Genomic DNA, 23,101 nt, shown 5'->3' on the forward strand with positions numbered 1-23,101 from the left:
TTGATAAAGGAGGTACTTAGTGAGGTCTTTTTTAAAGTCATTTATTTTTTTGTTTGTCTGTGTCGCCCTACTAATTTTTATGGTTTTTTATATAAATAGAGATGAAGCGTTTAATGGCGTTGAGTCCGATTCATTTATCGATATTACGCATATAGAAAATACCCTTGCACAATTTATTTCCTCTGATAAACCAGAAGTTGAAATAGAAGAAATTATTTATGCAGAAGGTTTACACCCTATTATAGAAGAAAAAACAGAGCAATTGATTGAACATGCTGCTGCTGTTGGAATTGATCTGATGATTACCGATGGATTTCGTTCAATAGAAGAACAAAACGAACTTTTCCGTCAAGGTCGTTCAGCGGGCGGAAAAATTGTTACGAATGCTATGGGTGGTCAGTCATTGCATAATTTCGGTCTTGCAGTAGACTACGCTTTATTAAATCAATCAGGCCAGCCAATCTGGGATTTAACTTATGACGGGAATAACAACGGAGAGCCTGACTGGTTTGAAGTAGCAGAGCTTGCAAAAGATTTAGGGTTTGAGTGGGGAGGAGATTGGACGGATTTTGTCGATTTCCCTCATTTGCAAATGACTTTTGGCTATACAATAGAAGAAATACAGCAAGCTTTACTTGAAGCTGAAGGTGAAGAAAACGAAGAGCTACTGCATTTGCAGTAGCTCTTCGTTTTTTATTAATGGATCATTTAATCGATCTATTCTTTTCCGTTTACTTTGCAGGATTTTCCGTGTTTTTGACGAATTAATAGTACATTAGTGACATCGTTACACCGATACTAAAAAAAGTGGGTTGATGACTAGTGGAGTTAGGTAGAACAATTAAATATTACCGAATTAAGCACAATATGACTCAAGCCGAACTTGCTGACGGTATTTGTTCCATTCCACATCTAAGCAAAATTGAGAATACCATTTACAAAGCCAATCACGCAACTGCGTCCCTTCTTTTAGAGAGACTTGGTATTAACATAGAAGATGAATACGCTCAGCAGGCAGAAATTAAACATTCTCTAGAAGCATTCATCGAAGCGATTCAATTTGTTGATGAAAAGGAAGCACACGCGATCATGGTTCGGTTACTTGATAAGGAAAGCACGATAGCACGCACGAACTATATTAATACGTACCACCTTTACATGATGCGCTATCATTTAATGTCTGGTAAAACGCATTTAGCTTTACAAGATTGGACTATTATTGATAAGAATAAAAGCAACTTCAGTGAGGTAGAAGCACTTTCTGCTCGCTTGTTTTATGGCATTTATTTAGTAAACAAAGGTCGCTTAAAAGAAGCAAAAGAGTTACTATTCGACATTCAAAACGAAGATTATTCTTCTAAGTATATGTTTGCACGAGAAGTTTCTTTTGTGTTAGCGCAATGTTATACACAACTAAATGAGCCGGAGAAAGCCATTATTTATGCAAAAGAAGCACTCACTATTTTTAAACAAGAAGATAATTATATTCGAGCGTTTCATTCACAGATGCTGCTTGGAATTAATTATACCCAATTAAATATGGTCGAAGAATCAACCCGTGTTTATAAAATCTTGTTAAGGAATACGAGACTCTTTGGACACGATTCCCTTTACTATCAAGCAACCTTTAACAATGGAATTTTATTAAAGAAGATTGGGGAATATGAACGTAGTCATCAATGTTTTAAAGAATGTATTTCATTTTATGAAGCAGGAAGTCAAAACTATGTTTATAGTTTATTAGCAGATGTGGAAGTCTTGTTTTACATGGAAAATGAGCAGAATCAAATTCGAATGAATCTAGATGAAATTCTTAAGATTAGCGTAACGCGAGGTTTTGAAAAAATGAAACTTCAGGCTAGGTACTTCTCGTATCGACTAGAAGCAAACGATGCAATGTACAGCTTTATAGAAGCCGAGCTACTTCCTCATCTAGATAAACTTGAAAATAAACATGAACCGATTCCTTATGCTTTAGAGTTAGCCAAATGGTACCAAAAGAATGGAGAACATGAAAAAGCCAACGAGTTTTTAAGCAAATACGTTACGGAGACAAAAAGACGGGAATTGTCAATTGTATAATAACCGAAAAGAAGTAGTTGCTTAAGAACTACTTCTTTTTAGTGTTAGGGAGCATTTCCATCCTTACAAACAAAGAGCCTTAAGAAGAGAAATCTTCTTAAGGCTCTTATTTATGCAAATTAACGTGTAGCTGCTTCAGCGTTTACTAGTCCACTACCGTATAGATTGGTGTTTCCTAGGTTAGTAGCTGTGTTTTTAAGGTGATTACGAACTTGAACATTTGACCAAGATGGATTTTTCTGTTTGACAAGTGCGGCAACTCCAGCTACGTGAGGCGTAGCCATTGAAGTACCACTTAAGCTTGCATAACGGTTACCTGGGTATGTGCTCTGAACGCCAACGCCAGGTGCAACAATGTCAAGCCCTTGTCCATATTGAGAAAAGCTTGCACGGTTGTTGTTTTGATCTGTTGCGCCAACAGCCATGGCATTTGCATAACGAGCTGGATAACCAACAGTCCCTGCACCTGAGTTACCAGAAGCAGCAACAACGAGTACACCTTGTGATGTAGCTTGGTTTACAGCTTGCTCAAGCGTTGCACTAGGTTGAGAGCTTCCTAGACTTAAGTTAGCAACGTGCATGCCATTATTACCAGCCCACTGAAGACCTTGGGCAATACCACTGATAGAACCTGAACCATTTGCACCTAAAACTTTAACACCATAAAGCTCGACGTTAGGAGCCACACCAAGCACACCTACATTATTGTTTAGCGCCGCAATTGTCCCCGCTACGTGTGTACCGTGACCATTTCCATCAGCGATGGTAGGTTCACCCGGAACAAAACTTACGCCTCCGCGAATATTCAAATCAGGATGCGTTGAAATCCCAGTATCCAAAACAGCCACTCTTACACCAGCACCAGTAAATCCTCTGTTCTGAGCAATTGGCGCCTGCACTCGATTAATTCCCCAAGGTACTGATTGAGCCATCGTGGTTACTTCAAAATCTTCTTCAATATAAGATATTGCTGGGTCCAACTCAAGGGAAGCCACATCGTCTGGGCTTAATTCGACTGATAAAACAGGGATGGTTTCAAATTCATAGAGAAGTTCAACATCAACCTCTTCTTTATCTTCAGCAAGGATTGTAAAAGCATCTTCCTCCATTTGCTCGACAAAGGTTGAAACCGCTTCTTGCTCATTGAATCCAATTAGATATTTTTCTTTAGCCTCTTCTGCAGCTTGTGCGATCGATGAACTAAATGCAATTGAGATGAGTAGTGCAGTACTTGCTACAATTTTCCCCATTTTCTTATTCAATTCGTTTCCCCTCCTAAATATAGTTCCAACCTGCGCAGCTGGTACATTTAAATTATCAAAGATTGTCACTCTTTTGTATTGGGAAACTACTTTCTCTATTGGGAAACAGTTGTAAATTAGCAGTTAACTACACTTCCTTAAACGGTATATTTTACCATTATTTTTAAAAAAACGTTGGTTTTATCGCATTCAGTCCTGATTAAAGAATGGGAAAAAAGTACAAACTATTAAAAAAGGAGGTTCGAAAAATGGATCAATTAACTCGAACATACTCAAAAAGAGCGGATTTTACGAAGATTTTAAACCCCAGACTCTCTCGTCACATCCTCACGTATAGTCACTGGTATGATTCTGCAACAATTGAACGCGCAAAAGCTGATTTAAAACACTTAATCTAACGAACAAAACAAGACTGTAGGCGTTAAACGCCTACAGTCTTGTTTGATTACAGAAAACGCTCAAATGCAAGTCGATCTTGCTCATTGAAAAAGGCTTTGATAAACCAACCTTCTTCTCGTTCCTCTTGCTTGATTACATGAGTCTGTTCGTTTATCCGGGCTTGAACAGCTCCTTCATCATATGGAATGAGTAAATTTTGAACGCGGTACTCTTTAAAGATACTTGCTTGAATCGCATCAGCAAGTAGATTTAATCCTAATTTTTTCGAGGCTGACACAAATAACTCATTTGCTTGTGTTCGCGGTTCATTCTCATCTGTTAAATCAATCTTATTGTAAACAAAGACCATCGGTTGTTCGATGTCCATGGATTTTAATGTTTCCGTCGTTGTCTCTATCATTTCTTTATAATATTCATGTGAGTAATCCACAACATGCAATAGTAAATCCGCTTCACGAGCCTCCTCCAAGGTTGAACGAAAGGCCTTCACTAAATGAGTTGGTAATTTAGAAACGAACCCGACTGTATCCGCCATCAGAAATGGTAAATTCTTTTTCCACTCAACGCGTCGCACCGATGTATCAAGCGTCGCAAATAACATATCCTTTTCAAACACATGTTTTTCTTGATCATCAGTCAGCATGGCATTTAATAAAGATGATTTTCCTGCATTTGTATAGCCTACGAGGGCGACCACTGGCATTTGTTGCTTTTTTCGTTGACTTCGTTGGATGTCGCGTCGATTGACAATGCTTTCTAGTTCTTTTTCAAGCATGTTGATTCGACTTTCAATCTTACGACGGTCGAGCTCTAATTTTGTTTCACCAGCACCTCTGTTTGCAAGTCCTGTTCCACTTCCTCCTTGTCTACTTAAAGACGCTCTCATGCCAACCAGTCGTGGCAATAAATACTTTAGTCGAGCGACTTCCACCTGCATCTGTGCTTCTTTCGTCTTTGCGCGCTCTCCGAAGATATCAAGAATAAGCATCGTTCGATCATAAACCGTGACCTCTAACAACTTTTCTAAATTACGGATTTGAGAAGGCGTTAATTCATCGTTAAAAATCACGAGTGAGACGTCCATCTCTTCACACATCATCTTGATTTCACTTACCTTGCCTGATCCAATATACGTGGCTTGATTTGGTACAGTTAATTTTTGTGAGACTTGGGCGACGGTGCGCAAATCAAGCGCTTCTGTTAGATTGGTTAATTCCTTCATTGAATAAGAAAAATCAACATCCTGCTGTTTCTCTACCCCAATAATAATGGTATCTACTGTTTTTCTTGTTTGTTGTTCATGCATACACGTTCCTCCATTTGTTTCGCTATTTTTAGGCGCAACAAAATACACACGCCTTCGCCTGTGCGCAAACGAGGACTATATAATTAAGGTCGTCTTCAAAGAATGAGACAGACTACTCCCGTTTACTAGGTTCGAAGAGTCATGCTATTTAGTTAGCGGGTGAGCCGATGATTGTCACATACTTGATCATGATGACGAAACCTCCTTATCAGAATAATCGTATCGTATCACCCTATTAATAGAAATGCAATGCGACTAACTTGTATTATATGGGTTTAATTCCTTGTTTTTCGTTTTTTAATTTCTTTAAGATCAAATAATTAATAATCTCGGGCTCTTCATGATGAACCCAATGAGTTGCATCTGCGACAAAGACTACATCAACCTCTTTGCATCGCTTTGCGCTTTCTCTAGCCAAACGTTTTGAAAGGAAAGGGTCCTGCATCCCCCACAAAATCGTCGTTGGAACATTCACGTGCAAATCAATTTCATCAAATCCGCGCCTCATTTGAATGCGTAATGCACGATACCAGTTTAGCATACCCGTAATCGCACCTGGCTTTAACCAAGCAGATTGATACCTTTTTAAATCATCATTTGCAAAAGCGCCTTCCTTACTTGTTAAAGACAGTCCCTTCGCCATGTATTTAAAGTGGTTCGTTGCAAGAAGCTTTTCTGGAACTTTTGGCAACTGAAAAAACATCATGTAAGCACTTCTAATGATTTGAGTTGGTTTCTTCATAAATATCTTCGGCATATCTGCTGGGTGGGGAATATTAATCGCAAACAATCTCTTCACTCGCTCTGGTCTTGTTGCTGCTAAATGCCAAGCAACTGCTCCTCCCCAGTCATGCCCAATAACAGCGGCCTGTTCTCGATCAAACACATCAATAAACGCCTCACAATCATCTCTAAGCTGATCTAATGTGTAGGACTCGATCTTTTGCGGCTTATCCGATTTATTATAGCCTCGTTGATCAGGTACAACAACGTAATAGCCCGCTTCTGCAAGTTGATTGATTTGATGTCTAAAACCGTACCAAAACTCGGGAAATCCATGTAGCATTAACACAAGATCTCCATTCCTTGGCCCTGCACAGACCATATGAAATGTATGTCCATTCGCTTCCACCATACGATGCTCATACCTCATTTATCCTCACGTCCTTTTCCTTAATATAAGTATGTACCCCAGCTGCAAAAAGATCATGCCATGCTTTTACTATTTTCTAAAAACACTTGACGCATCTTTTTACTCGTCATATACTATTGATAAATTCATAGCATTCCTTCAAAGGGGAGTAGCTGCAAGTTTAAACACTTGAACCAAAGTCGTCATTACGTGGATACTATCCACCGGCTTTGTTTGGCATGATACATACTATGTCTAGCAAGACCTTTGCCTCGTTTTCAAAACCAAGGCAGAGGTCTTTTTTATGTTCTCTCTTCCTCGCTTGGTGAAAACAGTGTGGGGTGTATATTAAGAGAGGCGGGTTGCAGAATGGATGCATCCTTATTAATTGAGTACAGTTGGGTTTTACTTGTTTTAATCGCTTTGGAAGGAATATTGGCAGCCGACAACGCTCTTGTTTTGGCTATTATGGTTAAGCATTTGCCAGAGAAAGAACGGAAGAAGGCTCTATTCTATGGTCTTGCTGGTGCGTTCGTCTTCCGCTTCGCTTCATTATTTGTTATTTCTTTACTCGTTGACTTTTGGCAGGTTCAGGCAATTGGTGCCCTATACTTACTATTCATCGCGTTGAACCACTTGTTTCGAAAACATGTTGTTCGAAAACAAGAACAGGCTGCTGGCTTCACAAAAGTAAAAAAAGGCAGTGGCTTTTGGATGACTGTATTTAAAGTTGAGATTGCCGACATTGCATTTGCGGTTGACTCGATCTTAGCTGCGGTCGCTCTTGCGACAGCTCTTACACCGACAGGGTTAGGCACGGTCGGTAGCATGGACGTTGGACAATTTGCTGTAGTCTTTATCGGTGGATTTGTTGGATTGTTGATTATGCGATTTGCTGCTTCTAAATTTGTACTACTCTTACAGAAGCGACCTGGATTAGAGTCCGCCGCTTTCATCATTGTTGGCTGGGTTGGGGTAAAACTAGCTGTACAGGTGCTTGCACATGATTCAATTGCGCTTATCCCGCATGATTTCCCTCACTCAACCGTTTGGAAAGTATTTTTCTATAGCGTATTAGTCTTAATCGTTCTAGGTGGTTGGTTCCTTTCCAAAAAACCAGCGCCAGGGGAAGAAGAGAAAACAGAAATTGAAAAACGTGCTGAAAATAAAGTTGAGGGATAATAAAGCCCTCTCCTTTAGTTGCAAGAATGATCTGAATATGTTTCACTAAGAGTAGAACCACTAGGGGAGTCCTTTGACTGAGAAAAGCCTTGCTTTGACCCTTTGAACCTGATCTGGTTAATACCAGCGTAGGGAAGTGGAGTAGCTACTCTTTTTTTTATGCAGCACTCCTCTATCAAACAGGTTCTCCTTGTGGAAAAAAGGAGGAAGATTTAGATGAGTTTTAGTAAAGAACTACGTCAAGCAGCAAACCCCGTATTTGAAGCCATTTTAGAGCATCCCTTTGTCCAAGGTATTGGAAAAGGCTCACTTCCTGCTCCAGCACTCATTCATTACGTGAAACAGGATTTTGAATACTTGAATACGTTTATGCAGATTTATGGCGTTGCCATTAGCCGTAGCACATCTCGCAAGGACATTGCGATGTTCACAGAGCAAATTTCATTTGTGCTACATAGCGAGGTTCATCCACATAATAATTTCTGTGAAGTAGCTGGTGTCGCCTATTCTGATTTACAATACGAGCCACTAGCACCTACCGCTCATCACTACACGCGTCATATGCTCGACGTCGCAAACAAAGGCACGCTAGCAGAAATTATTTCTGTATTATTGCCATGTCCGTGGACATATCAAGTCATTGGCGACCATCTTTATGAAACGGTACAGCCAACTGAAGACCACCCGTTTTACGACTGGATATCGTTTTATCGTTCCGGTGGCGAAATGAGCGTTACCAAACAGTTCTGTGACCGGTTGGACCAACTGGCTTTACACGCATCAAGGGATGAAAAGAAGCGGATGATTGACCATTTCATTAAAAGCTGTCAATTAGAGTATGCTTTTTGGGAAATGGCCTTTACCGAAGAAAAATGGCCGGTTTCTCTTGCCTAATAAGATGGACTATATTTGGTATGCGAGCTATGGCTCTAACCTGCTTTATAATCGCTTTATGCGCTATATTGAAGGTGGCCGATTAGAAGGTTCATCAGAAACGGAACAAGGAGCACGGGATACTTCTCCGCCGTTAAAAAGCATGGCTTATTCAATTAGACATGAACTATACTTTGCTAAGGAACGAAGTAAATGGGGTGAAGGCGGCGTTGCGTTTATTAGAAATATGCAGAATTCCGAGATCTCAACTCATTCAAAAGCTTATCTAGTTACGACGGAACAATTCGAAGATGTTGTCTGTCAGGAAAATCAAGTACGTTCAATTAAAGTGGATTATGAGCTACTCCTTAAGCAAGGCTATCTTGATTTGCTTGATAACTGGTATGGTCGCCTCCTATTAGTGGGTTTTAAGGAATCTCTTCCTATTGTTACGTTTACAGCACCTCTTGATTGGTCCGCCGTTGAAGAAAACCGCCCCTCTCAAGCGTATGAATCAGTCATTCTAAAAGGACTTCAGGAACTCGGTCTTTCTCGTCAACGAGCTCTGGCATATTTAACTTCACGCTATCCAGAATAAGAAAAAAAGATGACTTTACGTTTTCGTAAAGTCATCTTTTATTAATATGAAATTATTCGTACTGTGCACCATCATCTGTTTGTTTAGCAAGCACTTCCAATTGAGCTTGATAAACCGCACCTTGATATTCATTGCCTGCGTTCTCATCTAATTTCACACCGAAGTTTATATCGATGTATTGCCCTTCATCCAGTTCCCAGAATGCATTATCAACTCCAGTAAGCGCTCCATCACCAAGGATAAACTCACCTGCATTTTCTGCATAATCTTCTTCATCAATTAACATTGCGACAATCTCTACCCCATCCGTTTCTTCTGCTGCAGCAGAAAACGTCTGGATTTCATTTGTTACACCATTAAACAGTTGGTCTAGCTTATACTGAGCATCCTCATACACGTCTCTTCCAGGTGCAACTGAATATTTAATGGCGATATAGCCAACTTTGTATGAATCAATCGGTACTTCTAAATCAACTGAATGCGAGTAGGTTGCTTTTAGATGAGTATCAAGTGTACCTGTATTCTCTACCGACAACCAATCTCCGAAAATCAGCTGAGATGGCGCAAAGGAGGTTGCCTCCACAATTGATCCATTCATTTCATTTCCGTTATTAATCTCTAACGTACCGTTGCGAATTTCGCCACTCGCTGATGTTTCTCCTGTAAACCAAGAAAATGAGCCTGTTGAGCTGATTGTTAATGCCAACGCGCCTGCAAAAGCTGTACCTACCATTGCTACTTTAAATGATTTTGTTTTCATTACAAGAATCCTCCCGGCGTTTTTTCGTATATTTTTCGTATAACGTTAAACTGATCCATATAAAGATGGGTAAAATGATAACGGTTCCATAGCCAATCGGTTGCTTAATATAAGCAGCCACAGTTCCTAAGTAAGGTATTGTGAACGCATGTACACCTACAACTTGCTCCTTCACAATTGTATCTTCATCAGGCACTTGATTGTTGTCGCCTTGTGTCTCGTAAACAAGTTGCCCATCTGTTTGAGATGATCCAATGATTCGGTGTGTAAAGAACTGTCTCTGTGGTGTCATGTACGTAACAACGTCTTGATTTTTTAATGAAGTAACAGGTTTCATAATCACAACATCACCAGCACTAAAAGTCGGTTGCATGCTGTTTGATAAAATGGTATAGGACGTCCAGCCAAATAATTCTGGCCCCCTGCCTTCCTTCCAGTCCCCTTGTAAGAAAAGAAGAATGACAAGGAAAAAAACAAAGGAGAAAACGCCTGTAAGCAGGACCTTTATGATTGCTAACCCCTTCTTAACCATCGCTTCCTCCTTTGTTCAAATCTTTACTCTTAAGATGCTGGGTTTGAAGCAATAACCGGACTACCGATTGGTAAATCAGCAATGGCTTCTTGAGATACATACGTGCCAAAAGGAACGCGATACACTTCCGATTGATCGGCTTTGTTAGTATAAATGATATAGCCTCCGTACAAACCTTGCGTTGTTGTTTTTGGTGAAACTAAGAAAGCGTTGTTTGTAATGGTTTGACCAGCAGGTACAGTGATTGACGAATTTGTTTGCAATACCATTCCGCTAGCTGCTGCTGGCAATGTACCGTTAACCGCTTCAAACGACACATTCACACTAAATGATTTTGCTTCCGGGCCACTGTTTGTAATGCGTAAACTATGACGCTCACGAATATTACCTGGTTGTGTGCTAACAGGACCAAAACTCACTGCACCTGTTTTATCGGGTACAAGCGTTAACAAACTATCTTCAACATGAAGTCCGTCCATCGTTGATTGGAACATCATAGTAGATTCGATTGCCGCTACAGGGTTAACTCTTCCTGCTCCGACTTCAAATACATTATAATCAGCAGACATCCGGTCGGCTGTGTTCATTAGTTTTGTCTTAATCTCAGCTGGTGTCAAACTGGCATCAGCTTGTAGCATTAACGCGGCAATTCCAGCTACGTGTGGCGATGCCATTGAGGTACCAGAAGATCTACGGTATGAAAATTCATAATCGCCAATGTATTCCGGACCAGCAATGTAGCTTGGTACTGCCGATAATACATCTACTCCTGGGGCTACTACTTCTGGCTTAATCGCTGCTGTATAATTTACCGGTCCTCTTGAACTGAAATCTGCAAGAAGGTCACCGGTTGTAACCGTTCCACTTAAATCACCAAATGTGATTGTCGAACCCTCTTGAAGCAAATCCGCAATCGCTTTTCCTTGTTCATAGGTCAATGAGAAAGATGGAATATAAGCTCTGGAAGCTCCAACATAAACAGGATTATGACCAGTTCCTGGTAGATTGTTATAAATAATTATTCCAGCTGCTCCACTCGCTTTTGCATTAGCGATCTTATCAACAAAGGCTAACTCTCCTCGAACCGAGTAAGCAATCTTGCCGTCCATCTCTTTGTCTGCAAAATCTTGAACTCTAGCTAACCCCACATCCACAAGTTCAAACGATTCGTCCGTAAACTCTTCTAAATTCGTTTCATAGGATTCAGCAATTAAACGAAGATCGCCGTTTAATTGTTCTTCACCTAACGAATAGCTGCTCGAAAATTCTGGAATCGTTAATGGGACATTACTAGCACCTACTGAAATCGGTAGCGCTGCTGATCCCGGTGCTCCAATTGTGTACAAGCCACTTCTTCCACTATTACCAGCAGAAGTAACAACCGTTACACCTGCAAGTACGGCATTATTTGTCGCAATTCCTGTTGGAGCAATTGGGTTATTTGTAGCACTGCCTAAGGACAAATTAATAACGTCCATTCCATCAACAACAGACTGCTCAATACCTGCAATTACCCCCGAAGTTGCTCCAGAACCGTATGGCCCTAGCACGCGATATGCGTATAAATCAGCATCCGGTGCGACGCCAGTGACTGCATACTCTGAATCATTCTCACCTGTACCATTCGTTGTGCCTGCCACATGGGTCCCGTGGCTCGTATAGTAGGAACTCCCATTCGCATTAAACTCTGGCAATCCTGAAGCTTGCCAATCCTCATAGGTAGCCTCCATTGGGTCGTCATCGTTATCAACGAAATCATATCCACCTTTATAGACGCTCTTTAAATCTGGATGATTATAGTCTACACCTGTGTCTAAAACACCAATTTTTATTCCTTCTCCAGTGAAGCCATCAATATGTAGATCATTGACTCCTAGGTAAGGGATGCTGTCAGCCATTAACGCTTCAATTGGCTCATCAACTGACTTCTCTTCAATCGGCTTGATGAGTTCAACTATTTCATCATTGTAAATCGCTTTAACTTCATCGTATTCAGCTAATTCTGCAATTTTGTTAGCTGGAAGAGTTAAAGCCACTCCGTTAAAAATAGTTGTATATGTGTGTTCGATCGTAAATGGGTTAGCTGATCTACTTGTCGGATTAACAGACTCATTTAGTTCGTTCATAAATATTTCTTGCGACTCATCAACTGCTTGCTGAGCATCTTCCTCGGATAGAGATGTCCCTTCTTCCTCAGCTACTGCTAAAGCAACCTTCTGCGGGAGTTCTTCTAATTCAACGATAATTGATACGTCTTCATTACTAGACAAATCAAAGTCATCCGGAAGAAGAAGCGTAGCACTTTTGTCTTGTTCTGCCTTTACGAGCGTCGGTGATCCTGTAAAAGAACTTCCAACCATACAAAGTGATAATGCGACAAGCGAAACAGGTTTAGAGAAGCTTGTCCGATGCATTTTTTTCAATAAAAACACCCTTTCTCGGTTAATTTGTCGTGCTTAACCGAATTATAACGAAGATACAGAAAACAACAATTACTTTCTGCGTAACTTTTACACGATTAACGTTCTCAGCAATTGCATGACTAAAGAATCATTTTTTTATTTAGAAATTGCTAAAAACACACATTTTTTCAACAGGCTATTTATTTCCCAACCTTGTTAACCTTAACTTTAGGAAATGAAAAACAATTCAATATACTCACAGTCTATCGCATGCTTATCCCCATATTATTGGAAAAATTAACAAGACATTTAGTCTTTTTTCCTGATAGTTTTCCCTTAAGCATTTACATTTCCAGCTTGCTCCTTATAGTCTTGAAGACATTTAGTAGAAGTTGTTTACAAAGAAACGTCTTCACTTTAAAGCTCTTATTATTTTATTAAACGCAAAACACCCTCAAAAAAAAGACGATTGTCTTGTTTTTGAGGGTGTTTTAATGAGTCTTATTGATTTCTTTCGTTCTCAATAACTAACTTGCCAATCATACGTCCATCTTCTAGAATGCGATGCGCTTCTTTTAAGGTGTTCACGTTTATCGGTGAAAGTGTATTTGTCATCGTATGTTTAAGTTCACCTTGATCAAACATTGCTGCCATTTTTGTTAGCATTCGATGTTGTTCGGATTGATCCTCCGTCTGAAACATTGACCGTGTAAACATAAATTCCCAACAAAACGTCACGCTCTTCGCACGAATTTTTGTCATATCAATGGGTTTTTTATTCTCTACAATCGCACAAATGGTTCCTTGCGCTTTAATGGAATCAGCCATAGCATCCCAATGCTCATTTGTATCAGCTAGACACAAGATATAGTCAACATGTTCATAGCCAATCTCTCTAAGTTGAGCGTGAACTGGCTGACTGTGGTTAATGACATGATGCGCTCCCATTACATGACACCAATCAATCGTTTCTTGTCTTGATGCCGTCGCAATTACCTCTAACCGTGAACGAGCTGCAAGCTGAATCGCGATCGAACCAACGCCACCAGCTCCTCCAATAATTAATATACTCTTTCCAGCATCCTCCTCGGTAATCTTCATCCGGTCGTATAAAGATTCCCATGCTGTAATGGAGGTAAGCGGCATTGCCGCTGCTTGTGAATACGTAAATGATTCAGGCTTTTTTGCGACAAGCTGTTCATCAACTAGTTGATAGTCTGCATTTGATCCTTGACGCGTTACATCACCCGCATAATAGACCTCATCTCCTACGTTAAATAAGAGACAATCTTCACCAACCTCTTTTACAATCCCACTTGCGTCATAGCCAAGGATACGTAATGAGGCCTCTCTCTCTTTGTTTGCCATTCTTTGTTTCGTATCAACTGGATTCACAGAAACAGCTTTAATTTCAACTAGTATATCTCTTCCAGTTGCTTTAGGTGTTGCAACTTCTTCTTCAAGGAGGCTGTTACTATCCTTAATTGGTAAATACTCATAGAGACCAATTGCTTTCATTCCCATTCCCCTTTTCGTTTAGATTAAAGAACTTAACACGATTCTTAAACACATTCGATACCTAGAAAAACATTTCCTCTTCTTAGAATATCGACAATCAATTGCATTTTACAAGAAAAAGATTTACTTTATTACTATCTCAAATAGAAAAGCAGGTTAATCTCATTGACTACAACCATCTTAATTGAAAAAAATATACCTTGTCCTCTAAGCGATGGCACTATCCTTTATGCTGATGTATACCGTCCTTCTGCCGAAGGGCAGTACCCAACACTTTTAGCAAGACTTATTGATGGAAAAGATTCTCATCGGTTCCGCTATCTAGACCTGTTAAAGGTCGTACAAGCTGGTTATGTTGTTATCTTGCAAGATGTTAGAGGTAGGCATCAATCAGACGGAACCTTCACACCGTTTTATCATGAGCTTACCGATGGGAAAGACGCTATAAACTGGGCTGCTTCACGCCCCTATTCAAATGGTGCAATCGGTATGTTTGGTGATGCATATAGCGCCTTTTCTCAGCAGATAGTAGCGTCTGCAGGCTTAAAAACGCTTAAGGCGCTATTCCCCATTCATGCTTTTAGCAGTCAAGAAGAATTTACACATAAAAATGGGCTTTTTAAAAAAGCAAAAACACTGGATTGGGCACTTTATCTTGCAGAGGATGAAATAAGGAGAAAAGACAATGAACAAACTGGCCAAGATTATTTAATGCATTGGAAAGCCTATACGGACAATGTAGAGCGATTTTATCATTATGAACCAAAAAAAGCTCCGTTATTTAAAATGTTGAACGCCAGCTTATTTTTCTATGATTTAATAAAGCAGTCAGAGCAAGTTACTGAAATCGAAGCAAATGATACCCCATCTTATTTTGTTAGTGGCTGGTTCGATTCTTTCTTAGAAAGCACAATAGAAGCTTTTTCACGTTCATCAAAACAAGAAGATGTTCCTCATACACTTCTTATTGGACCTTGGTCTACGGGAGCAATTAATAAAGACTTATGCACACGAAATTTTGGCACATCTGCATCGCTTCATTCCATTTCAAACGAAGGCAGTTTAACCGATATTCACCTTCGCTGGTTTGATCGGTGGTTGAAACAAGAAGAAAACGGGATTGAGCATGAAGCGCCTGTCCAGTTCTTTGTAATGGGTATTAATAAATGGCGAAAGGAAACACAATGGCCACCCGTTGGGCTCCAAGAACTTCAGCTACATTTTTGCAATAAAGAGAATCAGCTGTTAAAAAACCCAGTTACCCATTTCAACGACTCTATTACGATATACAAAAAGCAAGCTGCAGCAAATTATCTTGACCAGACCTTTCATCGCTACCAAACGACTTGCCTTAATGAAGCTTTGGAAGTTATTGGGGAAACAAATGTGATCATTCAGGTCGATTCACTAGAAACAAGCATCCATTTATCTGCGGCTTTATATGATATTACTGCCAATGGAGACTATCATTTTCTAACTGAAGGAACTGTCACAATTGAGCAAGCACGGACACCACAAGAAGTGACGATACGCTTAAGTCCAACTGCTAATCACTTTAAAAAAGGGCACCGCATCGCAGTAGCTATTGGTCAAACCTCTACGATAGAATACGAATATCACGTAGAAAAAGGAAATAAACAAGGAAGTGCAATAAACATAATCCTTACAAAAGCGATTCTTAGCTTACCTGTTGTTTCAAATCCCTTGAGTTAATTCGACTTTAATTTTTTCTAAAAACCACAAAAAGACAATTTCCCGGGAAATTGTCTTAAAAAATGCGGTTTGCAATGAGCAAACCGCATTTTTTCTTATCTTTCGACCGTTATTGCTTTAATGGTTTGTTCTTCTCCTTCGACAGGCTTGTCGTTATTATCTGTTTCTGCTCCAGCAATTTGGTCAACAACATCCATGCCTTCTATCACTTTTCCAAAAGCCGCATAGCTACCATCTAAGTGTGAGGAATCTTCATGCATAATGAAGAATTGAGACCCAGCCGAATTCGGGTCTTGTGAACGCGCCATAGAAAGAACGCCACGTTCATGGGATACATCATTCTCGACTCCATTTGTTGTAAATTCTCCCTCAATGCCGTAACCTGGACCACCGGTTCCATTCCCAACCGGATCACCACCTTGAATCATAAAACCTGGGATGATTCTGTGGAATGAAAGTCCATCATAAAAACCATCTTCAATTAAAGACACGAAATTGTTCACAGTCACAGGAGCAACGTCAGGATAAAGCTCCATCACAACCATATCCCCGTCTTCCATCTCCATCGTGACAATAGGAGTATCATCAGCTTCTACAGGAACTTCTGGAACACCTTGACCGGCTGTCGTCTCATCTTCTGGCACTTCGCTTTCAGCTGGTTCATTTTGTTCTGCTTCATTTTGATCTGCTTCATTTGGATCTGTAGATGTCCCACAAGCAGCAAGCAACAACAGCATTAACAGTGGAATTACTATCCATTTTTTCATACTTGAAAATCCCTCACTTCACTAATCTTCAATTCCGCTTTCAATTGTTTCTTCTTCTAAGTTTTCATCCAACTCATCAGCTGCGTGATCAGTTAACGCCTCTAACTCGTCGTCTTCATGCACAATGACTCTTGCAGCTTCCGCTTGAGCCGGTACACCCTCTTCAACTGCACCTCTAGGAACTACTTCCACGTAAAGCCCAGAAGCTAACTCTTCCTTGTATGGCTCGAGAACTTCCTCATCATTAAGTGTTAATATTTCGGTAGCAGGATCATAAGAGAACTGCGTCCCTGTCTCATAGTAGCCATCTTCTCCTAAAATAAAGAGCGTTTTTCTTTCTTGATTAATGCTCGATAATATTCCTTTTATAGAAATATCTTTGGCTTGAATAACAATTTTGGTCGCTACGGTTTCATCAACACCGTTTTCCTTCGTCACTTCACCGTAAACCGTTACATCTATATTCGGTTTTAAATACGATTGATTTACACGTAAATAATCTTTTAAATGTTTCACATACACTTCAGTCCGACCACTGATAAGTACATTCGTTTCAGGGCTACTATCCACATCAAAAGACGTCACGCTCGGTGATTCCGTTTCACTCAAAACAGAATTGGTGTTTCCGTCTATACTCGCTTGATAGTCTCCTTCAAACTCGATGTCCGTTATGGTACCGTCAGTTGCAACCATATCGTCTTCGCTAATTGTAATCCGCTCGTTTTGTCCGCATCCTACAAGAAAACAAACCGCAAGCGTATATACAGCAAATCGTGCTTGCTTCAACGAAATTCACACCTCTCTTGCTCCTTTTTTCCTAGTATAACCTATAATTTCTTGTTACGCTCAGCTTGCAGTTCGATTTCATTAATATCACACAACCAATTTGACAAAAGCACATAGTTCCAATTTTTAAGACGTTTGTTTCAAAAAATAACTCCGTGCTATACTTTTAAATAGAGTCAGTCGTTTTCTTAAACGGTCAGAAATGAGGCAAGTGAAAATGGAGTTTACAATAACATTTATGTCGTTTTACGTCATCCAAGTTGAATCTGAAACAGACAAGAAATCATATACACATTATCAAACACTTGATGAAGCAGCATTTGAAAAAAGTCCAATGGCTTCCTTTCTAGAAGGAGAACTCAAAAAAATTGTAAAAAGAAAAGCGGATCATCACCCTAGTAGTGAACAGGTCCCAACAAAGCTTGGACGATTCGTTGTAGAGGGCGAACACCCCCTTGATTCAAATCCAAACTACGCTTTATTTCAACGAGCTTTATCAGCAACAACAGTTGAGTCCTTTAACAAAGAAAGTGAATCATTTGTAAACACATATTTAAAAACAAGCGCTGTTCGTGGAGGGGTATTTCTTGTTTGCCAAGCAAAACCAGAAAAGTATTACAGTGATTCGTTCCTTTTTCTATTAAAATGTGATTTTCAAGACAACATCGCCACGTTAAGTGATGCGAATACACTTATCCAAAAAGTAGAGCGTGCGATCACGACAAAGAATATGAAATCAATCCAATACCCTCATATGATTGAAGAAGGAATGGTAGAAAAGCATGTTTTGAAAATTCATCAATCCTCACATGCCAGATACTTTGAGGATTTCCTTCCTCACGTAGAGTACGGAGATCCAATTCCTTTTGTGTTAAAAAACCAAGTACAATCGTTTCTTGAAGAGCATGGGAAAGAAACGTATCAGCAGAATAGTGAGGAACGAACAATTTTTGAAGAGAAAATCGAGAATTGGGCGGCTAGTGAAACAAGAGAATTACAAGAACAGCTTAATCAGCATCAAGTTATGGAAGCATCGGCTCAACTCATTACCCATTCACCCGATGTAAAGACGCAATTAAAATTAGGTGAAACGAATGTCCAGACACCCATTGCTGAATTCGGCGAAAACGTCCACTTAGCCAAACTTGGAGATCGATACATTGTCATTATTGAAGCAGATCAAGTTCAATTTGATAAGCATGTATCTCCCATTGAATTTCTAAAACCAGAGTCGTTTGATGCAGTATCGGCGAGATTAAAAAACAAAACTCGCTAAACGCTGTAACCTACCTGTCATTGCTTTTGCTGGTCAACTAGGTCACGGACATGAATCAATTTACAATCATGGAATTGATGCTGCCTTTTCTATTGTTCCTGGTGCCATTCCGCTTACTGAAGCGCTAGATAACGCTTCAGACTTCTTAACGACTACTGCTGAACAAATCGCCAAGCTTTATAAAATGTCGTGATCGAGTTGGACAACTTCGCATCCCCTCCTGTTAAAACGCATACGCTTTAGCAGGAGGGGATTTTTATATTACTTACGGTTATGAGACATGTGTTTAATGGAACAGCTGCTTTACTTATTTTATTAGCTATTCTTTATATCCACACGCACCCAGAGAATGCAGAGGCCCAAGTGCAAGGAAGTCTTTATCTTTTATGCGGAATTTGGTTCATTGGGTATTGCCTACAGTTCCACCAACGTACGCGTATAGCAGGTATCCTTGTCACCATCACACCTTTGCTCTTCTTACTTTTTTCATTCTTTTTTCATATAGAGCGTGGTGGCTTGTTTCACTTTTAAAAAATAAATAGAAGCGGGTTGATATCAACCCGCTTCATCTATTAAATGTGTTTATAGCTTCCTTGATAATAAACGAGCGGTTTCCGGTCATTAACAGCCACATCTCGTACTTTTCCAATAAACAATGTATGATCCCCCTGCAAACTCGTATCATGTAGGTCACACACGATTGTCGCAATCGCACCGTCAATTGTAGGTACTCCACCAAAATTGACAAACGAGATATCTTCTTTTTCTTTCTGCCTAGCAAAGTGCATGGACACATCTGCATGATCATCAGCTAATATACTAATAGCAAATGCTTTTGTATCTTCAATCATTGGTTTTATCCGAGCATTATTCGCTACAGATATTAAAACCAGTTTAGGATCAAGTGAAACAGACATAAACGCATTTGCTGTCATGCCATGATTTTCATTTTCCCACTCAGTTGTAACAACCGTAACTCCAGTCGCAAACTTCCCCATTGCTGTCTTAAATAAACGATCGTCCACATAATCCCCTCCTTCTACATAACTAATAATTATTCTCACTCCACTTAAAATAATAAACAGAATTTCTAAACGGTGCAACAATCGTGCTTCACTGCTACGTTTCCTTTCTTAAAGCGCTGGTTCTCACGCCTTTCATTTAAGCATTTAATTAAGGTAAACTAAAAACAGAGAACAAAGTCAAATTGGTTCATTATGCATATGTTATGAAAAGAAGGTAGGCGATGACTTGATTACAATTAAATCTGAACGTGAAATAACACTTATGAAAAAAACAGGAGAATTACTTGCTCGCTGTCATCAAGAAATTGCAAAAATCATGAAGCCTGGGATTACGACTTATGAAATTGATCAGTTTGTTGAGCAGTTTCTAGCTAACCATGGGGCAACACCCGAGCAAAAAGGCTATAAAGGGTATGAATTTGCAACTTGTGCTTCAATAAATGATGAAATTTGTCACGGTTTTCCGAGGAAAAAACCACTAAACAACGGTGATATTGTCACAATTGATTCCGTATTTAATTTGAATGGTGCACTTGCTGACTCTGCCTGGACTTATGCAATTGGGAAGCCTTCTGAACAGGCTAAGAACTTGCTTAAAGTGACATATGAGGCACTGTATCGAGGGATTGAGCAAGCACAAATAGGCAACCGTCTTGGTGACATTGGTCATGCCATTCAATCATTTGTGGAACCTCTAGGCTACTCCGTTGTTCGTGATTTTACAGGACATGGAATTGGCCCTAGTTTACATGAAGCTCCGCAAATCCTTCATTACGGTATGCCTGGCAAAGGACTACGTCTTAAAGAGGGAATGGTTATCACCATTGAACCGATGATTAATACTGGTCGCTACAACAGTACACTTGATGCAAATGGTTGGACTGCGCGTACTTCTGACGGCTCTCTCTCTGCTCAATTTGAGCATACTCTTGCGATTACGAAAAACGGTCCTATTATATTAACGGATCAAAGTGAAACCAGTTTGTTTACGTAAACAAACTGGCTTTTCTTTTTGGTTTTTTGCTTATTATTGGTCAATTATGGGAATAGGATATGTGAAAAGGAGGATGTCTATGTTTGTTTCAAAAGTATTCCGAATTATTATCTTATCCGTTCTTCTATTAATTGGTATTGGCACAGCAATCGTCGCTATCCTTATAGAAACGTCCTATTTTTATTTGGCAGTCATAATTGGATGTACGATTTGCTTATGGATTTATGTCAGTCTAATGTTTTATCAATGGCATCGCCCTGGATTTAGGCGCATGTTTTTACTCAGCATGCTCATTGTTGGAGCGATTAGTGTGTATACATATGAACAAAGACAAGCGCAAATCGAGACAATTGACGAGCCATACGCATCACTTGATCAGCATAAGCCGTTTCAAGCAGATCATCCCCTTGATTCAGCAGAAATCGAATACGAATTAACAGAGCAACTCTTTCCATTAGATGGACAGTCGTTCCTTTACCCACTATATGCAAACTTTGCCCATGTCACTTTTTCAGAGCAGCTTTACACACAATCTGAGGTGACGATTGTTTCTAGTGATGATCCGCTTGATTCATTAATAAGAGGAGAAGCAGAAGTTGTATTCCTGCCTGACTTTTTATTACCTGAATTAGAATCAATTGAAACCAAACATATTGCTAATGATTGTTTAGTCTTTTTTGTACATGAGACTAATCCATTAAGTCAATTAGAGTTAGAGCAAATTAGAAATATTTATGCTGGCTCTATCTCGAACTGGTCCCAAGTTGGTGGAGAGGCATTTGCTATTCGCGCCTACCAGAGACCTCAAATACAAGATAGTCAAGCAGCTTTTGTACAGCTATTAGATGTTGATACGCTCATCAATCCAATCGAAGATAGCCGCATCAATATCCTTTCTGACCAATCACAAATCGCGATTTACGAGAACTTTGAAAATGCACTCGGTTTTACCTTTTACAGCAACATAGTTCCGGTCATTGACTCCATTCAAATTAAACTTCTAGAGGTTGAAGATGAGTCCACATTAGCGGTTCCTATTCATGCCGTTTACTCAGCAGAAAAAGGCTCGAATGAAGAACTGCATTCATTTATTAATTGGATGCTTTCAGATGAAGGTCAGGACATTGTTAGCCAGTCAGGCTTCTTACCATTAAATTAAAACAACCGAGGGTCAGATCTGACCCTCGGTTATAGGTTATTCCTTATTGCTTTATTACTTTTTCAACAGCAGCTAATTCCACACATAAACATAGAATTTCCATCGCTTTTTTCAGCTCACCTAAAGATGGAAACGTCGGGGCTATTCGAATGTTACGATCAACAGGATCTTTGCCATAAGGATAGGTTGCGCCCGCTCCTGTCAATGTCACACCTACATCAGCAGCTAACGACACAACCCTTTTTGCACAGCCTTCCATAGTGTTAAGACTAATGAAATAGCCACCGTTCGGAGTTGTCCAATCTGCTATCTCTTTCTCTGCTAACTTCTGCTCAAGTGTCGAAAGAACTTGATCAAATTTAGGTTTAATAATAGCAGCATGTTGCTTCATCAATTTCTCAACGCCACCTATTTGTTCAAAAAAACGAATATGCCTTGATTGATTGATTTTATCTGCACCAATTGTTTGGATACCCATTAATTTTTTGGCAAACTGAATGTTTTCTTTTGATGCCATAAAAGCAGAAATTCCTGAACCTGGAAACGTTACTTTGGAAGTTGAAGCAAACTGATACACGCGGTTCGGAACACCTGCATGCTCACATTGCTTAACAATATCGAGTAACTCATCTGGTGTGTCAGTTAAATGGTGAATAGCGTAAGCATTGTCCCAAAAAATCCTAAAGTCTGTTGCTTTTGTCTCCATCTTGGACAACCGTTGGACAACTTGATCTGAGTACGTAATTCCCTCTGGATTGCTATATTTAGGGACACACCAAATTCCTTTAATGGCTTCGTCGTTAGCTACTAGCGTCTCGACTTGATCCATATCAGGTCCGTCCTCTGTCATTTCTACTGAAATCATTTCTATATCAAATAGCTCACATATAGAAAAATGCCGATCATAGCCAGGTGTTGGACAAATAAACTTCACTTTAGGTAGTTTAGCCCAAGGCGTTGCATCCGCATCAACACCATGAAGCATGGCTCGAGCCACGGTATCATGCATCAAAGCCAAACTGGAATTCCCACCAACAATTATTTGATCAGCAGCCATTTCAAACATTGTGCCGAACCATTCTTTTGCTTCAGGAATCCCGTCAAGTAAGCCGTAGTTTCGTATATCCGTTTCATTTGCATCAACTACATGAGATTCATTTGTTAAAACCGTTAACATATCCATTGAAAGATCAAGCTGCTCCTGACTTGGCTTTCCTCTAGACATATCCAATCGAATTGTTTCATTTTTGTACATATCATATTGTTTTTGCAACTCTTCTTGATGACGTGTTAACTCAGACAGTGACATATTTTTTAATTGACTCACGTTTTCAA

The 23,101-nt window shown here is 39.8% G+C and carries 22 protein-coding genes and 2 riboswitches; of the genes, 11 read left to right on the forward strand and 11 right to left on the reverse strand.

Translation table 11 applies throughout. The features are described from left to right. Positions 1-19 precede the first annotated feature (19 nt). On the forward strand, positions 20-682 hold the full coding sequence (locus JOC54_RS09470; RefSeq protein ID WP_051990966.1) for a M15 family metallopeptidase: 663 nt from the start codon (positions 20-22) through the stop codon (positions 680-682). A gap of 140 nt (positions 683-822) precedes the next feature. Beyond that, positions 823-2,082: a helix-turn-helix domain-containing protein gene (locus JOC54_RS23365; protein ID WP_204465910.1), complete on the forward strand. Its 1,260-nt coding sequence runs from the start codon at positions 823-825 to the stop codon at positions 2,080-2,082. A gap of 119 nt (positions 2,083-2,201) precedes the next feature. Here JOC54_RS23365 and JOC54_RS09480 read toward each other — a convergent pair whose 3' ends face one another. Next, entirely contained in the window at positions 2,202-3,344 is a 1,143-nt protein-coding gene (locus JOC54_RS09480) for a S8 family peptidase (protein WP_094190329.1), read from the reverse strand. Between the two features lie 248 nt (positions 3,345-3,592). Here JOC54_RS09480 and JOC54_RS09485 point away from each other — a divergent pair, with 248 nt between their 5' ends. After that, positions 3,593-3,742, forward strand: a complete 150-nt coding sequence (locus tag JOC54_RS09485; protein WP_158332280.1) for a hypothetical protein — start codon at positions 3,593-3,595, stop codon at positions 3,740-3,742. Between the two features lie 47 nt (positions 3,743-3,789). Here the strand turns inward: JOC54_RS09485 and hflX are convergent, their stop codons facing one another. After that, positions 3,790-5,049 carry a GTPase HflX gene (gene hflX / locus JOC54_RS09490; RefSeq protein ID WP_204465912.1) on the reverse strand — a complete coding sequence of 420 codons (1,260 nt, stop codon included), beginning with the start codon at positions 5,047-5,049 and terminating at the stop codon, positions 3,790-3,792. 265 nt (positions 5,050-5,314) lie between these two features. Beyond that, positions 5,315-6,202, reverse strand: coding sequence for an alpha/beta fold hydrolase (locus tag JOC54_RS09495; protein ID WP_035418139.1), 888 nt, complete (start codon positions 6,200-6,202; stop codon positions 5,315-5,317). A gap of 131 nt (positions 6,203-6,333) precedes the next feature. Next, a riboswitch (yybP-ykoY riboswitch) is annotated at positions 6,334-6,505 on the forward strand. A gap of 45 nt (positions 6,506-6,550) precedes the next feature. Here JOC54_RS09495 and JOC54_RS09500 point away from each other — a divergent pair. From JOC54_RS09500 to JOC54_RS09510, 3 genes are all read left to right on the forward strand, one after another. Then, complete coding sequence (locus JOC54_RS09500) at positions 6,551-7,363, forward strand: TerC family protein (protein ID WP_035418140.1); 813 nt, start codon at positions 6,551-6,553, stop codon at positions 7,361-7,363. Between the two features lie 52 nt (positions 7,364-7,415). Then, a riboswitch (TPP riboswitch) is annotated at positions 7,416-7,515 on the forward strand. Positions 7,516-7,579: 64 nt separating this feature from the next. Beyond that, positions 7,580-8,257, forward strand: coding sequence for a thiaminase II (gene tenA / locus JOC54_RS09505; protein ID WP_204465914.1), 678 nt, complete (start codon positions 7,580-7,582; stop codon positions 8,255-8,257). Next, positions 8,250-8,834 carry a hypothetical protein gene (locus JOC54_RS09510; RefSeq protein WP_204465917.1) on the forward strand — a complete coding sequence of 195 codons (585 nt, stop codon included), beginning with the start codon at positions 8,250-8,252 and terminating at the stop codon, positions 8,832-8,834. The genes tenA and JOC54_RS09510 overlap by 8 nt, the downstream gene beginning before the upstream one ends. Positions 8,835-8,886: 52 nt before the next feature. Here JOC54_RS09510 and JOC54_RS09515 read toward each other — a convergent pair whose 3' ends face one another. The 4 genes from JOC54_RS09515 to JOC54_RS09530 all read right to left on the reverse strand — a co-directional run bounded on the left by JOC54_RS09515 (position 8,887) and on the right by JOC54_RS09530 (position 14,046). Then, a complete protein-coding gene (locus tag JOC54_RS09515; protein WP_204465919.1) occupies positions 8,887-9,594 on the reverse strand; it encodes a hypothetical protein in 708 nt (235 codons plus the stop codon). Beyond that, positions 9,575-10,126 (reverse strand): signal peptidase I, encoded by a 552-nt coding sequence (locus JOC54_RS09520; protein ID WP_204465921.1) that lies wholly within the window; start codon positions 10,124-10,126, stop codon positions 9,575-9,577. The genes JOC54_RS09515 and JOC54_RS09520 overlap by 20 nt, the downstream gene beginning before the upstream one ends. 29 nt (positions 10,127-10,155) lie before the next feature. After that, the gene (locus JOC54_RS09525) at positions 10,156-12,540 is read right to left on the reverse strand and encodes a S8 family serine peptidase (RefSeq protein WP_239586669.1); all 2,385 of its coding nucleotides are present in this window, start codon (positions 12,538-12,540) and stop codon (positions 10,156-10,158) included. 489 nt (positions 12,541-13,029) lie between these two features. Next, positions 13,030-14,046: a zinc-binding alcohol dehydrogenase family protein gene (locus tag JOC54_RS09530; RefSeq protein WP_204465925.1), complete on the reverse strand. Its 1,017-nt coding sequence runs from the start codon at positions 14,044-14,046 to the stop codon at positions 13,030-13,032. Between the two features lie 165 nt (positions 14,047-14,211). Between JOC54_RS09530 and JOC54_RS09535 the strand changes: the two genes are divergently transcribed. Continuing rightward, positions 14,212-15,759, forward strand: coding sequence for a CocE/NonD family hydrolase (locus tag JOC54_RS09535; RefSeq protein ID WP_204465927.1), 1,548 nt, complete (start codon positions 14,212-14,214; stop codon positions 15,757-15,759). Positions 15,760-15,854: 95 nt separating this feature from the next. Here JOC54_RS09535 and JOC54_RS09540 read toward each other — a convergent pair whose 3' ends face one another. Together JOC54_RS09540 and JOC54_RS09545 are read right to left on the reverse strand one after the other, a co-directional pair. Then, on the reverse strand, positions 15,855-16,526 hold the full coding sequence (locus tag JOC54_RS09540; RefSeq protein WP_204465929.1) for a peptidylprolyl isomerase: 672 nt from the start codon (positions 16,524-16,526) through the stop codon (positions 15,855-15,857). Between the two features lie 21 nt (positions 16,527-16,547). Further along, positions 16,548-17,312 (reverse strand): hypothetical protein, encoded by a 765-nt coding sequence (locus JOC54_RS09545; RefSeq protein ID WP_204465931.1) that lies wholly within the window; start codon positions 17,310-17,312, stop codon positions 16,548-16,550. A gap of 217 nt (positions 17,313-17,529) precedes the next feature. On the opposite strand from JOC54_RS09545, the gene JOC54_RS09550 reads away from it, so the two are divergent. Then, positions 17,530-18,588, forward strand: a complete 1,059-nt coding sequence (locus JOC54_RS09550) for a DUF3900 domain-containing protein (protein ID WP_204465933.1) — start codon at positions 17,530-17,532, stop codon at positions 18,586-18,588. A 19-nt stretch (positions 18,589-18,607) separates the two neighbouring features. Continuing rightward, positions 18,608-18,781: a glycerate kinase gene (locus tag JOC54_RS09555; RefSeq protein WP_204466240.1), complete on the forward strand. Its 174-nt coding sequence runs from the start codon at positions 18,608-18,610 to the stop codon at positions 18,779-18,781. A gap of 379 nt (positions 18,782-19,160) precedes the next feature. Here the strand turns inward: JOC54_RS09555 and JOC54_RS09560 are convergent, their stop codons facing one another. Continuing rightward, a complete protein-coding gene (locus JOC54_RS09560) occupies positions 19,161-19,613 on the reverse strand; it encodes a flavin reductase family protein (protein WP_035418154.1) in 453 nt (150 codons plus the stop codon). Positions 19,614-19,839: 226 nt separating this feature from the next. On the opposite strand from JOC54_RS09560, the gene map reads away from it, so the two are divergent. Beyond that, positions 19,840-20,607, forward strand: a complete 768-nt coding sequence (map, locus tag JOC54_RS09565; RefSeq protein WP_204465935.1) for a type I methionyl aminopeptidase — start codon at positions 19,840-19,842, stop codon at positions 20,605-20,607. A 79-nt stretch (positions 20,608-20,686) separates the two neighbouring features. Further along, on the forward strand, positions 20,687-21,766 hold the full coding sequence (locus JOC54_RS09570; RefSeq protein WP_204465937.1) for a PstS family phosphate ABC transporter substrate-binding protein: 1,080 nt from the start codon (positions 20,687-20,689) through the stop codon (positions 21,764-21,766). Between the two features lie 43 nt (positions 21,767-21,809). On the opposite strand, the gene JOC54_RS09575 is transcribed toward JOC54_RS09570, so the two are convergent. After that, a complete protein-coding gene (locus tag JOC54_RS09575) occupies positions 21,810-23,093 on the reverse strand; it encodes an aspartate aminotransferase type Ic (RefSeq protein WP_437183527.1) in 1,284 nt (427 codons plus the stop codon). Between the last annotated feature and the right edge of the window lie 8 nt (positions 23,094-23,101).

This window comes from Shouchella xiaoxiensis, from assembly GCF_016907895.1.
GTDB lineage: Bacteria > Bacillota > Bacilli > Bacillales > Bacillaceae_D > Shouchella > Shouchella xiaoxiensis.

Excerpts from the sequence above, each read along its gene's own strand:
- JOC54_RS09550 (WP_204465933.1), top strand. The coding sequence starts at position 17,530 with ATGGAGTTTACAATAACATTTATGTCGTTTTACGTCATCCAAGTTGAA.
- JOC54_RS09530 (WP_204465925.1), bottom strand. The coding sequence starts at position 14,046 with ATGAAAGCAATTGGTCTCTATGAGTATTTACCAATTAAGGATAGTAAC.
- tenA (WP_204465914.1), top strand. The coding sequence starts at position 7,580 with ATGAGTTTTAGTAAAGAACTACGTCAAGCAGCAAACCCCGTATTTGAA.
- JOC54_RS09515 (WP_204465919.1), bottom strand. The coding sequence starts at position 9,594 with ATGAAAACAAAATCATTTAAAGTAGCAATGGTAGGTACAGCTTTTGCA.
- JOC54_RS09495 (WP_035418139.1), bottom strand. The coding sequence starts at position 6,202 with ATGAGGTATGAGCATCGTATGGTGGAAGCGAATGGACATACATTTCAT.
- JOC54_RS09525 (WP_239586669.1), bottom strand. The coding sequence starts at position 12,540 with ATGCATCGGACAAGCTTCTCTAAACCTGTTTCGCTTGTCGCATTATCA.
- hflX (WP_204465912.1), bottom strand. The coding sequence starts at position 5,049 with ATGCATGAACAACAAACAAGAAAAACAGTAGATACCATTATTATTGGG.
- JOC54_RS09570 (WP_204465937.1), top strand. The coding sequence starts at position 20,687 with ATGTTTGTTTCAAAAGTATTCCGAATTATTATCTTATCCGTTCTTCTA.
- JOC54_RS09500 (WP_035418140.1), top strand. The coding sequence starts at position 6,551 with ATGGATGCATCCTTATTAATTGAGTACAGTTGGGTTTTACTTGTTTTA.
- JOC54_RS09485 (WP_158332280.1), top strand. The coding sequence starts at position 3,593 with ATGGATCAATTAACTCGAACATACTCAAAAAGAGCGGATTTTACGAAG.
- JOC54_RS09520 (WP_204465921.1), bottom strand. The coding sequence starts at position 10,126 with ATGGTTAAGAAGGGGTTAGCAATCATAAAGGTCCTGCTTACAGGCGTT.
- JOC54_RS09540 (WP_204465929.1), bottom strand. The coding sequence starts at position 16,526 with ATGAAAAAATGGATAGTAATTCCACTGTTAATGCTGTTGTTGCTTGCT.